This window comes from Methylomonas rosea, assembly GCF_024505055.1.
In the GTDB taxonomy this organism is placed as follows: Bacteria; Pseudomonadota; Gammaproteobacteria; order Methylococcales; family Methylomonadaceae; genus Methylomonas; species Methylomonas rosea.
In genome coordinates, this window is record NZ_JANIBL010000019.1 from 1 (window position 1) to 14,302 (window position 14,302).

At 53.6% G+C, this 14,302-nt stretch carries 18 protein-coding genes; 5 read left to right on the top strand and 13 right to left on the bottom strand.

Annotation, left to right across the window (positions count from 1 at the left end; translation table 11 throughout):
* From NP589_RS07855 to NP589_RS07865, 3 genes are all read left to right on the top strand, one after another.
* On the top strand, nt 1-308 hold a 308-nt coding region (locus NP589_RS07855; protein WP_256606481.1), incomplete at its 5' end, for a hypothetical protein.
* 219 nt (nt 309-527) lie between these two features.
* Nucleotides 528-884 (top strand): hypothetical protein, encoded by a 357-nt coding sequence (locus NP589_RS07860; RefSeq protein WP_157205041.1) that lies wholly within the window; start codon nt 528-530, stop codon nt 882-884.
* 85 nt (nt 885-969) lie between these two features.
* Complete coding sequence (locus NP589_RS07865; RefSeq protein ID WP_256606482.1) at nt 970-1,539, top strand: hypothetical protein; 570 nt, start codon at nt 970-972, stop codon at nt 1,537-1,539.
* 94 nt (nt 1,540-1,633) lie between these two features.
* On the opposite strand, the gene ureC is transcribed toward NP589_RS07865, so the two are convergent.
* The 3 genes from ureC to ureA all read right to left on the bottom strand — a co-directional run bounded on the left by ureC (nt 1,634) and on the right by ureA (nt 4,353).
* On the bottom strand, nt 1,634-3,367 hold the full coding sequence (gene ureC, locus NP589_RS07870; RefSeq protein ID WP_256606483.1) for an urease subunit alpha: 1,734 nt from the start codon (nt 3,365-3,367) through the stop codon (nt 1,634-1,636).
* Nucleotides 3,364-3,681 (bottom strand): urease subunit beta, encoded by a 318-nt coding sequence (locus tag NP589_RS07875; RefSeq protein ID WP_071155242.1) that lies wholly within the window; start codon nt 3,679-3,681, stop codon nt 3,364-3,366. Before NP589_RS07875 ends, ureC begins: the two co-directional genes overlap by 4 nt.
* A 369-nt stretch (nt 3,682-4,050) precedes the next feature.
* Nucleotides 4,051-4,353, bottom strand: a complete 303-nt coding sequence (gene ureA, locus NP589_RS07880; RefSeq protein ID WP_020482653.1) for an urease subunit gamma — start codon at nt 4,351-4,353, stop codon at nt 4,051-4,053.
* A gap of 129 nt (nt 4,354-4,482) precedes the next feature.
* On the opposite strand from ureA, the gene NP589_RS07885 reads away from it, so the two are divergent.
* A complete protein-coding gene (locus NP589_RS07885; protein WP_256606484.1) occupies nt 4,483-4,734 on the top strand; it encodes a type II toxin-antitoxin system Phd/YefM family antitoxin in 252 nt (83 codons plus the stop codon).
* Nucleotides 4,731-4,991 carry a Txe/YoeB family addiction module toxin gene (locus NP589_RS07890; protein ID WP_256606485.1) on the top strand — a complete coding sequence of 87 codons (261 nt, stop codon included), beginning with the start codon at nt 4,731-4,733 and terminating at the stop codon, nt 4,989-4,991. The genes NP589_RS07885 and NP589_RS07890 overlap by 4 nt, the downstream gene beginning before the upstream one ends.
* Nucleotides 4,992-5,329: 338 nt before the next feature.
* Here the strand turns inward: NP589_RS07890 and NP589_RS07895 are convergent, their stop codons facing one another.
* From NP589_RS07895 to urtB, 10 genes are all read right to left on the bottom strand, one after another.
* Nucleotides 5,330-5,860 carry an REP-associated tyrosine transposase gene (locus tag NP589_RS07895; protein WP_256606486.1) on the bottom strand — a complete coding sequence of 177 codons (531 nt, stop codon included), beginning with the start codon at nt 5,858-5,860 and terminating at the stop codon, nt 5,330-5,332.
* Between the two features lie 65 nt (nt 5,861-5,925).
* The gene (locus NP589_RS07900; protein ID WP_256606487.1) at nt 5,926-6,462 is read right to left on the bottom strand and encodes a hypothetical protein; all 537 of its coding nucleotides are present in this window, start codon (nt 6,460-6,462) and stop codon (nt 5,926-5,928) included.
* A gap of 540 nt (nt 6,463-7,002) precedes the next feature.
* Nucleotides 7,003-7,269: a type II toxin-antitoxin system RelE family toxin gene (locus NP589_RS07905; RefSeq protein ID WP_256606488.1), complete on the bottom strand. Its 267-nt coding sequence runs from the start codon at nt 7,267-7,269 to the stop codon at nt 7,003-7,005.
* A complete protein-coding gene (locus tag NP589_RS07910; RefSeq protein ID WP_256606489.1) occupies nt 7,269-7,463 on the bottom strand; it encodes a RelB antitoxin-like protein in 195 nt (64 codons plus the stop codon). The genes NP589_RS07905 and NP589_RS07910 overlap by 1 nt, the downstream gene beginning before the upstream one ends.
* Nucleotides 7,464-7,526: 63 nt before the next feature.
* Entirely contained in the window at nt 7,527-8,378 is an 852-nt protein-coding gene (locus tag NP589_RS07915) for an urease accessory protein UreD (protein ID WP_256606490.1), read from the bottom strand.
* A gap of 18 nt (nt 8,379-8,396) precedes the next feature.
* Nucleotides 8,397-8,702: a hypothetical protein gene (locus tag NP589_RS07920; RefSeq protein WP_256606491.1), complete on the bottom strand. Its 306-nt coding sequence runs from the start codon at nt 8,700-8,702 to the stop codon at nt 8,397-8,399.
* 93 nt (nt 8,703-8,795) lie between these two features.
* Nucleotides 8,796-9,569, bottom strand: a complete 774-nt coding sequence (locus NP589_RS07925; protein WP_256606492.1) for an ABC transporter ATP-binding protein — start codon at nt 9,567-9,569, stop codon at nt 8,796-8,798.
* Nucleotides 9,569-10,378 carry an urea ABC transporter ATP-binding protein UrtD gene (gene urtD, locus NP589_RS07930; RefSeq protein ID WP_256606493.1) on the bottom strand — a complete coding sequence of 270 codons (810 nt, stop codon included), beginning with the start codon at nt 10,376-10,378 and terminating at the stop codon, nt 9,569-9,571. Before urtD ends, NP589_RS07925 begins: the two co-directional genes overlap by 1 nt.
* Complete coding sequence (gene urtC, locus NP589_RS07935; RefSeq protein ID WP_256606494.1) at nt 10,375-11,493, bottom strand: urea ABC transporter permease subunit UrtC; 1,119 nt, start codon at nt 11,491-11,493, stop codon at nt 10,375-10,377. Before urtC ends, urtD begins: the two co-directional genes overlap by 4 nt.
* A 1,055-nt stretch (nt 11,494-12,548) precedes the next feature.
* Nucleotides 12,549-14,213, bottom strand: a complete 1,665-nt coding sequence (gene urtB, locus NP589_RS07940; RefSeq protein WP_256606541.1) for an urea ABC transporter permease subunit UrtB — start codon at nt 14,211-14,213, stop codon at nt 12,549-12,551.
* Between the last annotated feature and the right edge of the window lie 89 nt (nt 14,214-14,302).

The window sequence follows — 14,302 nt, forward strand, 5'->3', positions numbered from 1 at the left end:
AAGTGGACTATTCCCGTTATTCCGCCCCGAGCATCGCAGCTTTTGGCGAGATCAGCCAGCAGGGGAGCGGCAGGGATGCCGCTCGTTTTCGGAGGGCCAGGGATGGCCCTTCCGAAAACCCTCGCCAAAAGCGAGAAGCGCAGGATCAAGGCGGAATTCCGGGTGGCCTTTCTTTTGGTGACTTTTCTTTGGCCAAACAAAGAAAAGTCACTCGGCTGTCGGGCCGAGACCCGACATATAAAACACCCGTCGCGGCAGCGACACAAAAACCCAAAACCCAGCAAAGCTACGTCCACATAAAACTGTGAAAAACCTCACACTTTCCCAGCCAACAACTTAACAGATAGCCCCCCGCAATTTCCCTAAATTAACACCGTCCCCGCTAATTACGCCGCCAGTAAAACAGCAGCGCAAATGCCGCCGGACATGCTGCCCTTGAATTTCAAAGTAAGCCAATTTTTTACCCGAGAAGCAAGTACAGCATTAATTCATCAACTCTCGTGTTTAATTTACAAAAGGTGAAGGTCATGAAAACAATCAAAAATCTATTCTTAATGCTATCTGTCGTTGCCGCTTCCATGTTCGGTGCCAGTGCCGCCAATGCGGCGAGTTGCAGCGGAGGTTGGACCTATGTCAGCGGCGTCTACGAATACAATGTAAACGGTACGACATACGGTTATATCTACACCGTGCCGGAGCACAACGTACTGCCGGCCTATACCAACTATTTCGTGACCTATAACAAAGAGGCTTTGATTCAGGCCAAAATGGCGCTGCAAAACCATCAAAGCTTGTATTTGTATGGTGACTCAGGCACTGCTGCCTGCCCAACCTCCGGATCTTACCGATACCTGGGTACTTTGACCTATCTGTACGAGTATTAATCGCTGAATCCGATCATGCGGAATCTTTGGTCTGATTCATCCGGCCGAGATTCCGCTCCGAACAAACTCAATCTAGGTCACGATCATGAATAAACTTGTCTCAATACTGGGTGTGGCTAGCGTTTTTGCGAGCGGATATTTTGCCGGTCAGCAATTCCCCGGTCGCGGCGAGAGCCAACGGACGGCGCTACCGGAGAATACCGCTTCAGTTTCCGCGCCTGTTATCGCGGTGGGCGCGAACAGAAAGCTCGATATTCCGCCGGCAAACGCCGCAATGTCTCCGGACACTCGATTACCCCCGCACGAGCGGCAGCGGCTGGCGCTCGCCAATAGCTTGTCGCCCGAGGATGAGGCGGCGCGTAGCGAAGCCAATGCCGATATGATTGCGTCGATGCGAGCCAATCACTTACCGGAAGAGCAGATTGCTCAGATGGAGCAGACTCTGAAAGAACAAGAGTCCGCCTCAGCCGTTCAGCCTGAAGAAACGGTACCCGAACGAACCAGCGCGGAATTGAGCGCTGAGTTGCGCGAAAGCCTAAAGCAATCCGGTGCGCCAGCGGAAATCATTGAAGCAATGGCTCACCAAATAGAGGCGGGTGCAACCAGCAACGATGAACCGGTTCTACCGCACAAAAACAATACCCCAGGTTCCTAGTTTCAACTGGCGGCAAATGCCGCCATCGCTTCCGCTTCATACAGTTTGTTTTCGGCAGGGCCACGGATGGCTCTACCGAAAACCCTGATCCTTCTCAAAATAAAAAATACCGCTGCGCCATCGGCAACACCACCGCCGGTTCGCAAACCAACAACTCCCCATCCGCCCGCACCTGATAAGTCTGCGGACAAACTTCCATCACCGGCTGGTAGTCGTTCAATTTCAAATCCGCCTTGCCGATGGTTCGGGTGTTTTTCACTATGCCCACCCGTTTTTGCAACCCCAATTGATTGGCCAAACCGGAACCCACCGCCACCTGCGGTAAAAAGATCATCGAGGTGTTGGCGGCGGTGCGGCCGAAGCTGCCGAACATCGGCCGATAATGAACCGGCTGCGGCGTGGGTATCGAGGCGTTAGCGTCGCCCATCGGCGCGGCGGCGATCAGGCCGCCTTTGATAATCAGACTGGGCTTAACGCCGAAGAAAGCCGGTTGCCACAACACCAAGTCGGCCAGTTTGCCGGCTTCGATGGAGCCCACTTCGTGGCTGATGCCGTGGCTGATGGCTGGGTTGATGGTGTATTTGGCAATGTAACGCTTGATCCGAAAGTTGTCGTTTTGCGCACCCTCACCCCCAGCCCCTCTCCCCGAGGGCGAGGGGGAAGAAAGGTGGCCGCGCTGCGTCTTCATCTTATGCGCAGTCTGCCAGGTGCGGATCACCACTTCGCCGACTCGGCCCATGGCTTGCGAGTCCGAGGAAATCATCGAAAACGCCCCCAAGTCGTGCAGGATGTCCTCGGCGGCGATGGTTTCGCGGCGGATGCGGGATTCGGCAAAGGCCACGTCTTCCGGGATGCTGGGATCAAGATGATGGCAGACCATCAACATATCCAAATGCTCGTCAACGGTATTGATCGTGTAAGGTCGGGTCGGGTTGGTCGACGACGGTAACACGTTGCTCAAACCGCAGGCCTTGATGATGTCCGGGGCATGACCGCCGCCGGCGCCTTCAGTATGGTACGTGTGGATGGTGCGGCCCTTGAAGGCGGCAATGGTGTCTTCGACAAACCCCGATTCATTCAGCGTGTCGGTGTGGATCGCCACCTGCACGTCGTAGTCCTCCGCCACGCTCAGGCAACAGTCGATCGCTGCCGGAGTGGTGCCCCAGTCTTCGTGCAGTTTCATCCCCATCGCCCCGGCCAGGATTTGCTCCTCCAACGCGCCGGGCAAACTGGCGTTGCCCTTGGCCAGCAAGCCAAAGTTCATCGGTAAACCATCCAGCGCGGTCAGCATTTGTTGCAGATGCCACGGTCCCGGTGTGCAGGTGGTGGCGTTGGTGCCGGTGGCGGGGCCGGTGCCGCCGCCGATCATGGTAGTGACGCCGGAGCACAGCGCTTCTTCAATTTGTTGCGGGCAGATGAAATGGATGTGGGCGTCGATGCCGCCGGCGGTCAAAATCTGGCCTTCGCCGGCGATGACTTCGGTGCCGGGGCCGACGATGATGTCCACGCCGGGTTGAATGTCGGGATTACCGGCCTTGCCGATCTTGAAAATCCGACCTTGTTTGATGCCGACATCGGCTTTGACGATGCCCCAGTAATCGATGATCAGCGCGTTGGTGATCACCAAATCCACGGCCTGATCGTTGCCCAACTGGCTTTGGCCCATGCCGTCGCGGATCACCTTGCCGCCGCCGAATTTCACTTCGTCGCCGTAGACAGTGTAATCGGCTTCCACTTCCAAAATTAAATCGGTGTCCGCCAGTCGCAGGCGGTCGCCGGTGGTGGGGCCGAACATGTCGGCATAAGCCGCTCTCGAAATCTTGCTCATGCGGTTTTCTCCAATGCGCCCATTACCTCGCCTCTAAAGCCATACACTTTGCGTTCGCCGGCAAAAGCCACCAATTGCACCTCGCGCTGCTGGCCGGGCTCGAAACGCACCGCAGTGCCGGCCGGAATATCCAGCCGAAAGCCCAAAGCTACGCTGCGGTCAAAATGCAAAGCCGGGTTGGTTTCGTAAAAATGATAATGCGAGCCGACCTGAATCGGCCGGTCGCCGCTATTGGCGACCAGGACCTTGACCGTGGCGCGGCCGGCGTTGAGTTCGATATCGCCAGCGGCGGGGAATATTTCTCCGGGGATCATGCTTTGCTCCTTGGAAACGTAGGTTGGGTTAGGCGCAAGCCGTAACCCAACATGACGGCTTTCCGAAATTCATTGTCTTTTGTTTATGCGGTGTCGCTAGTGCGACGGCTTTTTGTATGTCGGTTTGCGGACCGACAACCGCGATACTTTCTTTTGCGTGGCCAAAAGAAAGTATCCAAAGAAAAGGCCACCCGACTGCCGTCCTTGATCCTGCGCTTCTCGCATTTTTCAGGGGTTTTCGGAAGGGCTGTCCTAGCCCTCCGAAAACGAGCGGCATCCCTGCCGCTCCCCTGCGGGCAATCCCTGAAAAATGCTGCGATGCTCGGGGCCGGCAAACGGGAACACCCCCGTCGCAAGAATGAAAGTTAGTCATACAATCGGCTCATGGACGGTCACCAACTTGGTTCCATCAGGAAATGTTGCTTCCACCTGCACCTCGGTCAACATCTCGGCGATGCCATCCATCACGTCGTCGATGCTTAATAACGTGCGGCCATAAGCCATCAACTCGGCCACGGTCTGGCCGTCGCGGGCGCCTTCCATGATCGCAGCGGAGATATACGCCACCGCTTCCGGGTAGTTGAGTTTCAAGCCTCTGGCTTTGCGGCGCTCGGCGAGGAGGGCAGCTGTGAAGAGGAGGAGTTTGTCTTTTTCTCTGGGGGTTAATTGCATAGTCGTTTCGCTAATGTGACGTTTTCGTAGGGTGGGTACACTTTATCGTGCCCACGGGTGTTTCCAATTTGCAGTAGCCAACCGTCGGCGTTAAGCTATCGTACACTTTTTCGTACAACAGGAGCATCAATGGACGCCATCAGTTACAGCGCCGCTCGTGCCAATTTAGCCAAAACCATGGACAAGGTTTGCGCCGACCATGCCCCCATCATCATCACCCGCAAAAGCGAATCTCCGGTGGTGATGCTGTCTTTGGAAGATTTCCAAGCCATGGAGGAAACCACCTACCTGCTGCGTTCGCCCGCCAACGCCCGCCGCTTGCTCGAATCCATCGCCGAGCTGGAATCCGGCCGAGGCACGGAGCGCGAATTAATCGAGTGAAAATCACCTTTTCCTCCGACGCCTGGAACAGCTATCTGTACTGGCAAGCCACCGACAAGGCCATTCTTAAACGTATCAACCAACTGATCAAGGAAATCCAGCGCCAGCCCTTCGAGGGCATCGGTAAGCCGGAACCTTTGAAACACGGCTTGTCCGGCTATTGGTCGCGGCGGATTAACGACGAGCATAGGATCGTTTATAAGATCGCCGGAGATACGTTGTTGATTGCGCAGTTGCGGTTTCACTATGAGTATTGAGCTTGTTTTGTGTCGCTGCCGCGACGGTTATTTAAATGTCGGGTCTCGGCCCGACAGCCGAGGTACTTTTCTTTGGACGGCCAAAGAAAAGTACCCAAAAGAAAGGCCGCCCCATGCCGCTTTGATCCTGCGCTCCGAAGGGTTTGAACGGGGTTTTCGGAAGGGCCATCCTTCCTTGGCCCTCCGAAAACGCGATGCATCCCTGCATCGCCCCTGCGGGCTATTCCGTCCAAACCCTCCGGTGCTCGGCGCGGCATCAGGGGAAAAAACCATCACGGAATTTAAAGTTTCAAACCAAACCTCGTAGGTCCGATTAGCGTAGCGTAATCGGACGCATGTTAATCATCCCCTTCCACCGCCAAATCCAAATCTCCGCCGCAATTCTGCGGATAAATTCCCCTTTCCACATACCGATGAAAACTGGAATACGGCCACTCGACAACTCTGGCGACATGCCCATGTTTAACCGGATTGATATGCACATAATCAACATGGCGTTCAAAATCTGTTTCGTCGCGTATCGAATGCTCCCAAAAATGTCGCTGCCAGATTCCACGTTCGCCAGCCATCTTTCGAACATTCGACCGGTACTCGGTTTTTGGCAATGCCCGCGAAAATCCGCTTTTGATCAATCGCCAACGTTTGCTGAAATCCGCATCACCCGGCGGTAGCGTCCAAACCGCATGCATGTGTTCTGGTAATACCACCCAGGCATCGATTTGAAAGGGATAACGCTTACGCACCGCACGCACCGTATTTCGCAATAAGTCGATTTCCCGAATCAACAGATCGTTATTATTTCTCTCCAGTAAATTCACCGTAAAAAACCATGTGCCACCCGGAATAAAAGCTCGTCGGTAATTGGGCATGGTTTTTTAGTGTTTTAAGAGTTTGAGTGTTTGTTAGGTTTATACATTCGTCCGATTACGCTTCGCTAATCGGACCTACGGCCCTTGTCTTTGTATATTTCAATAGCAATATTGAAAATGTCATCGTGTATAAAGTACCAGAGATCGGCTGTGTGGTTTTTACACAGCGACTCTCCCAATGAGTTAAACCAGTCTAGAACCCCTTTTTTTCTGCCTGCTAAAGATTCAAGTCTATCTGAAGCAACAAGTTGCAAAGCAATTGAAATCAAGGATATTCTCAATTTTGAAAGCTCTTGATTAATTTTATTTTTGAGTTCATTTTTTTCTTTTATTCTTTTCTTTTGCAACATTAAATGCAGAGATGTAGTTAAAAGTTTTGCTTGCATTTTTTCATGCTTATTAAGTAAGCGCATAAATTTATTTATTTTACACAGCTCCTCATTTGTTAGCTCGATATTTGGTAGCTTGAAAGATATTTCCCTTTTTAATCCCGAAGTGGTGCGAACAATATCAATTTCTGAGTTTCGTGACGCTTTATTGATCTCTCGAACAATATTGTCCTTGTATTTTAAACTTGGTCTTTCATGATTTAACTTTGTCATTATCTGGTCTATTTAATAGCCTTTAGGATTTACAGAGCCCGACGCGCTGAACTTGGTGAAGCGCATCGTTCGCGACAGATGGCCTCCTAATGTCGGCAGCATCCTACAATAGAGCTTGATACCCAAAATACAAATTTATCCAACAACTATTCTTCGCGCGACGGGTTTAATTCCCTATGCCGCGCCGAGCACCGGAGGGTTTGGACGGACAAATCGGCAGGATAGCCGATTTGCATGCGCAGCACCCGCAGGGCGAGGTACATGGATGTACCGAGTGAGCAGCCCGTAGGGGCGATGCAGGGATGCATCGCGTTTTCGGAGGGCTATGGATAGCCCTTCCGAAAATCCCGTTCGAACCCTTCGGCGCGCAGGAATCAAGCGGCATGGGGTGGCTTTGTCTTTGGATACTTTCTTTTGGCCAAACAAAAGAAAGTATCTCGGCTGTCGGGCCGAGACCCGACATTAAAAAAGCCGTCGCGGCAGCGACACCAAATTCCCCTCACCCCAACCCTCTCCCGGAGGGCGAGGGAGCTAAAAACGCTACGGAAAGAATTTATAAATCTCCTTCCTGTGCATCACCGTAGCCACAACCACCGCATCATCCGTAACAATCAATCCCACTCGATAATCGCCAAACCGTACTTTATAAAACCCATCATAACCCTGCATTTTCTCAATCTTTCCCAATTCAAAAATGCTATTGGCTTGGGCTAAATCCTCAAATACAAATTGCTCAATTTTCGGTCGAACCGAGGCCGGCAAGTCGGCCAATTGCTTTAAAAACTTCTTCCGATATTCAACCTGCATCAGGCCTTATCCAGGTTGGCGTAATACTTTTTAGCATCCTCGATATTTAAGGTTTCGCTGTCGTCGGCATTTATTAATTGCACCAAAGCATAATTCTCCAGAACATTTTCAATCTTTTCGAAGGTGTCAATATCCAGTTGTACAGCGACTCTTTGGCTGTCTTCGTTAACAATATATTGCCTTTTAAATTCCATAACTGTCTCCCAGGAAAGGTGAGTGGTTACGATACCCATCCACTAGCGAAAAATCAAACCTGCTTAGGTGGCCCAAATCCTCGGCGCACAAACCTCCTTCCCAACAATATCCCCCCGCACCAATCCCCAAACCCGTTCAAAAAACCCCTTCAACAAATCCGCCCGACTATCCAACCCCCGACAAATCAACAAACCCTCAATCAAAGTCACCCCACGATTGGCCTCATCCCCAATCAGCTCCTGCACAGCCGCCAAATGCAACGACGACGCAGGATAAACAAACAGCGTCCCGCAAGCCGAATGCCCAAACAAACCCCAGCGGGCTTGAAACGCTTCGGCATCCAGGCGCAAGCGTTCCATGTAGACCAAACGCCCGATGCGACTGATGCGCCAGTTCAAGGTAGCGGCGCCGCTGTCGAAGCCTTCGCCGGCAGCCGGGCGGCCCAGGGCCAATATTTCCCAGCCGATAAAGCGGCCGTGTTCGGCCAAATCGATATTCATGGAAGAATTCAATTGGGCGCCTTCGTAAACAATGGTTTCCTGCGGCAGCCATTCCAGGCTGGCGTTTTCAGCAACCTTGAGATTGACGGTTTGCTGAGCTTCGCCGCCGCCGCTGCGATAAAACTTGCCGGCAGCTGGGGTGGTGATAAGCGCTTGAGCATCGTTTTCGACCGTTGCTACGATGGTCAAATGATCGCCGGCCACCACGCCGCCGGGCGGGTGTAGCAGGTAGACGTGGCAGACTTCGCCTTCCGGGTAAAACGGTCGCTGCACGGTCAGCGGGCCGCGATGTTCGCGTCTGACCAAGACGGTTTTGTCGCCGCGTTGGGTAAAGCCCAGATTCAATTCGGCTTCCCATGTCGATGAATCGGTTATGGAATCAGGATTGGAAGACGCAGCGAAGTCAGGGCGCATGGCGGGTAAGGTGTCGGTTTACAAATTATCGGCCTTCGGCGCGATGGCTGGTTTTTCCATAATGGCCGGATAACCAGGTTTGGTAGCAATCCGGTGCCGGGTTATGTGCAATATAACCGGGCCAAGCACCAATACCAAAATCAATGCGCCAATCAGCAAGGCTGGAAGGTAAGGGATTTCCAATATTGGATGGAGTAGGGCATAGGTCAATTGCAGAAGGTTACCGCCAGCCATCATCGCTTCATGGCTGTCGTGTGCCTCGCTTCGCATCGACCAAACCAATAACAACGCACCGGTCGCCAGCAAATATTGTTCGGATTTCATGTGTTTTCTCCGTCACCCAGATTTAAGTCAGAACGATGGGCTACGCCCGATTGGTAAATTTAGTTGGTCCCTATTTGGCAAAGAAGGGCGGGCTCAAACGGTTAAATACCGTTTCACCATATCGTCTGCCAATTCGTCCATCGCACCCACCGCCACATGACGGCCACGGTCCATGATGCAGAATTGATTGGCGACCTTACGGGCAAACGGCAGTTTTTGTTCGACCAGCAACACCGTCACGCCCAGTTCTTTGTGAATGCGGTCGATGGCTTGATGAATTTCGCCGGTTTCCGGTTTTGGAGTCGGGGTAGCCACGCCGCGCGATTTATTCAGACGAATGATGACGTCGCCGATTTCGCTGACGATGTTGGGCTGGATGCCTTCGGTGGGCTCGTCCAGAATCAGCAAGCGCGGATTCAATACCAGGGCGCGACCAATCGCCAATTGCTGTTGCTGGCCGCCGGACAGGTCGCCGCCGCGGCGTTTCAGCATTTGTTTCAATACCGGAAAGATCTCGAAAATGCTGTCCGGGACTTTTTTGATGCCGTGTTTGTTGGCGGCACGCAGGCCGGTTTTCAGGTTTTCTTCCACGGTCAACAGCGGAAAAATTTCCCGGCCTTGCGGCACGTAACCGATGCCCAGTTCGGCGCGGGATTCGGCCTTGGATTTGGCCAGCTCCACGCCGTCGAATTGAATGCTGCCATCGGCCACCGGCAGCAAGCCCATGATGGCTTTCAGAAGCGTGGTTTTGCCGACGCCATTGCGGCCCATCAGGCAGACGCAGGACCCGGCGGGTACGCTCAAATCCAGGTCCCACAAGGTGTGGCTGGCGCCGTAGTATTGTTGCAATGCGCTGATATTTAACATCATCCCCCCAGGTAAACTTGGATCACGCGAGTATCGTTTTGGACTTCGTCCATCGTGCCTTCGGTCAGCACCGAGCCCTCGTGCAACACCGTCACTTTGCGTGCGATGCTGCGCACGAATTCCATATCGTGCTCGACCACAACGATGGAATGCCGGCCTTGCAAGGACAGCAATAGTTCGGCGGTGCGCTCGACTTCCTGATGGGTCATGCCGGCGATGGGTTCGTCGACCAGCATCACTTTCGGGTCCTGCATCAGCAGCATGCCGATCTCCAGCCATTGCTTCTGGCCGTGCGACAAGGCGCCGGCCAACTGGCGTTGTTGAGCGGGCAGGGCGATGGTTTGCAACACATCATGGATGCGGTCGCGCTGTTCGCTGTTGAGTTTATGAAACAGCGTCGGCCAGGTGCGTTTGTCGGTCTTTAAGGCCAGCTCCAGGTTCTCGAACACGGTCAAGGCGTCGAATACGCTGGGCTTTTGAAACTTGCGGCAGATGCCGGCCTGGGCGATAGCCGGTTCGTCCAGTTCCAGCAAATCTATAGTCTGGCCAAAAAACACCGAGCCGCTGTCGGGCTTGGTTTTGCCGGTAATGACGTCCATCAGCGTGGTCTTGCCGGCGCCGTTGGGGCCGATTAGACAGCGCAATTCGCCGTCGTCGATGTACAGGGATAAATGGTTTAGCGCCCGGAAGCCGTCGAAGCTGACGCTGACGTCTTCCATGTACAGAATCGGGCCGTGGCGGGCGTCGACTTCGCCGTCCAGCGGCAGGCTGGCGCCGCCTTCAGTGGTAGTTGCAGCCGAGATCATCATGCCGGTTGTCCTCCGGTAGCGTTAAGAGTGGGTTTGGGTTTACTGCGACGGCGCAGCAGGCCGACGATGCCGTCGGGCATTAACAACGTGACCAGGATGAAGGCGCCGCCCAGGCAAAACAGCCAGGCATCGGGCATCAGGCCGGTCAACACGGTTTTGGCGTAATTGACCAGCACCGCGCCGATGATCGCGCCGTACAAAGTACCGCGCCCGCCGACCGCGACCCAGATGACGATCTCCAAGGAGTTGAGCGGCGAGAACTCGCTGGGGTTGATGATGCCGACCTGTGGCACGTAAAGAGCGCCGGCCAAGCCGGCCAGCATGGCAGCAAACACGAACACCCACAGTTTGAACAATTCCACCCGGTAGCCGAGAAAACGTACCCGCGATTCCTGATCGCGAACCGCCGTGACTACCCGGCCTAATTTGCTGTTTACAATCCAGCGGCACAGCAGCAAGGCGCCGATCAGGCTCAGGCCGGTCATCAATAGCAATATGGAGCGTACCGCTTCGGACTGGATATTGAAGCCGAGGATGTCTTTGAAATCGGTGAGGCCGTTATTGCCGCCGAAGCCCATTTCGTTGCGGAAGAAAGCCAGTAGTAAGGCGTAAGTCAGCGCCTGGGTGATGATGGATAAGTAAACGCCTGTCACCCTTGAGCGAAACGCCAGCCAGCCGAATACGAAGGCCAGCAAACCGGGTGCGAGGAAAACCATTAGCATCGCGAAACCGAAGTTCTCGAAACCGTTCCAGTACCAGGGTAGTTCGGTCCAGTTCAGGAATACCATGAAGTCGGGTAATTCGGCGTTCCCGTAGACGCCGCGCGTGCCGATCTGCCGCATCAAATACATGCCCATTGCGTAGCCGCCCAGCGCGAAGAAGGCGCCTTGGCCCAGGACCAAAATCCCGGCGTAGCCCCAGACCATGTCCAGCGACAGGCCGAGCAGGGCGAAGGTTAGGTATTTGCCGATTAGGGATACCGAATAGGCCGAGAAGTGCAGGGCAGAGTCTTCGGGGAAGATTAGGTTGCAGAGGGGGATTAATAAGGTGACGCTTGCCAGGGCGATTAGCACTGAAGCGTAGGTTTTGTCTTGGGTCAGATTTTGTAGGTTCATTTGACTGCCTGGTTTGGTGTCGCTATCGCGACGGTTTTTTGTATGTCGGTTTCACGAAACACATCCATGTGTTTCGCCCTAAGGGTGCTACGCATGCAAATCGGCTATCCTGCCGATTTGTCCATTCAAAAACTCCGGTGCTCGGCGCGGCATACGGGGTTAAAACCATCAGCCGCCCGAATTTGCGTAGGGTGGGCAATTTTGCCCACCATTGGCTGTTGTTCCGCGTGAGCACTTAATCGTGCCCACCCTACGACTAAATCCTGCGATGACCAGATAGATAAAACGTAAAAAAGTCAAGGGGGGAAACATTTCCAGCCTGTTTTGTATTAGTCGCAGCCATCATAATTTTTACAAATTCAATGCGAAGTCTTTCGCATACGCTGTCGTGACAATTAAATGCATTCTGTGTAGCAATAATTAAACCGCTTTAATCCCTTACGAAAGGGTAACGATATAAATTGCTCGTTAACGCCTAGCTTCACAAACTGGCAACACATTCTTTGGAAAATTATAGGAATTTGATCATGTCAAAAAGCTTCATACTTAAACTGTTAATAGTTGCTCCACCCGTTATTCATGCAATTGCAGAATTGTTGAAGGCCATTCATACATTGATGAGTTAAACAAAATGACAGCCCTCATTCTCAGTAAAAGTAAAAACCTGCTATTCCCGTCAGCCGATAACGGTGGAGTGTTTTTGTTCCCCTCTGCCGCGCCGAGCACCGCAGGGTTTGAACGGAACAGCCCGTTAGGGGCGTCGCATGGATGCGGCGCGTTGCATGCAGGGGCTGGGAAGCCCCTTCAGGCAACCCCGTTCAAACCCGAGGAGCGCAGGAAGCAAGCGGCAGTGGGGTGGCCTTTTCTTTGGATACTTTCTTTTGGCCAAGCAAAAGAAAGTATCGCGGTCGCCGGTCCGCGAACCGGCATTTAAATCATCTGTCGCGATAGCGACACAAAACAAAAACCAGCCCAAGTCGCCGCAGCGCGGCAGGTCTGGATTCCCACGCAGCGCATGGGAACCAGCAAACCCGGTCGGTGCAGCGACACAACAATTAAGATTCCGCCGCCCGCCCTTTCTGCGGAAACAACCCCCTCGGCTTCTTCTGAATAAACAAAATAATAAACACCAAGACCAAGATCTTCGCCAACACCGCCCCGGCATAAGGCTCCAACACCTTATTCGCAATACCCAAGGAAAACCCGGCCACCAAGGTGCCGAACAAATTTCCGACCCCGCCAAACACCACCACCATGAAGGAATCGACGATGTAGGCCTGGCCCAGATTCGGCCCGACGTTGGTGATCTGGCTCAAGGCTACCCCGGCCACCCCGGCGATACCGGAGCCCAAACCAAACGTCATCGCATCGACCCGTGCAGTGGGTATGCCCATTGCTCTGGCCATGCCGCGATTTTGCGCGACGGCGCGGACTTCCAAGCCTAATTTTGTGCGCTTCAAAATTTGCAGTAAGGCGGTAAACACCAGCAGGCAGAAGATCAGGATGTAGAAGCGGTTCCAGGTCAGCGACAAAAAGTCGTTGATCTGCCAGGAGCCGCTCATCCACTCGGGTGTGGAGACGCTGCGGTTCAGCGGCGAGAAGATCGAGCGCACGGCTTGTTGCAGAAACAGACTGACGCCGAAAGTCGCCAGTAAAGTTTCCAGCGGCCTGCCGTATAAGAAGCGGATGATGCCGCGTTCGATGGCTATGCCTACCAAGGCAGCAACCAGAAATGCCATAGGGATCGACAGGATCAACGCTGTGCCCAAATAATTCGGCATGATTTGCTGCATCACATAAGTCGTGTAGGCACCCAGCATCATCAGTTCGCCGTGCGCCATGTTGATCACGCCCATTACCCCAAAGGTGATTGCCAAACCAATCGCAGACAACACCAGCACCGCGCCCAGACTCAAACCAAAGAACACGGTTTCGGCGGCGGCGTAGGCTTGCATGCGTTCGCGGATTTTGATCAAGGCGGCTTCGGCCAGATTGCGCACATCGCTGTCGGCTTCGACAAAATTACCGTCGGCATCTTTCTCGATAACCGCTTGCAGTTTGTTGACCACGTCTTGGCTGTCCAGGTCTTTTAAGGCGGCGATAGCGGCGATGCGTTGGTCTTTTTCCGGGCTGTTAATGTCTTGCAATAACAGCATTTTGCTGATTGCGGTTTTGATGTCGGCATCGGTTTCGTTGGCCAGATGATCGCGCAATAAAATCACCGCTTTGTCGTCTATTTCATTGGCCAATGCTTGTACCGCGATCAGGCGCAACACAGGGTCGGCGTCGTTCAATTGCAGTAGCGCGATGGTTTTGCGCAGCACGCCGCGCAGTTTGTTGTTTAAATTGATTTTGCCTACAGCGCCGCGCTCGACTTCCGCGATGGCCGCGCCGCTGAGCGGATCGCTGAGTTGGTAGCCGGCCGCGCTTTCCTTAGCCAGAACCAATTTGCCTTCGGCTTTGAAGTCGAACAGTTTGCCGTCCTGTAGGGCTTGCAATAATTTCAGGTTATTGCTGTCGCTGCCCAGGGTTTCGATGGCTTGTTCCCGCTCCTGCATGCTGCCTTGTCTGAGTTGCTGCAAAGCAGTGCCGGCGTCTTGGGCCAGGACAAGTTGTGCGACGAGGAAGAACATCGCCAGCAAGCAAGCGATAAATTTGAGAAGCCGTTTAAAAACGCCGCCGACTGTTAATCCGGCCTGAGTAGAAGCTGTAGTCATCATGCTCAAGAAGCTGTCCTTGGGGGAACGGTAAGCCGGGTGTGAGCCGGGCGGCGTTTTTAAACGGGTTCTGAAACGGGGTGTGTGCATCG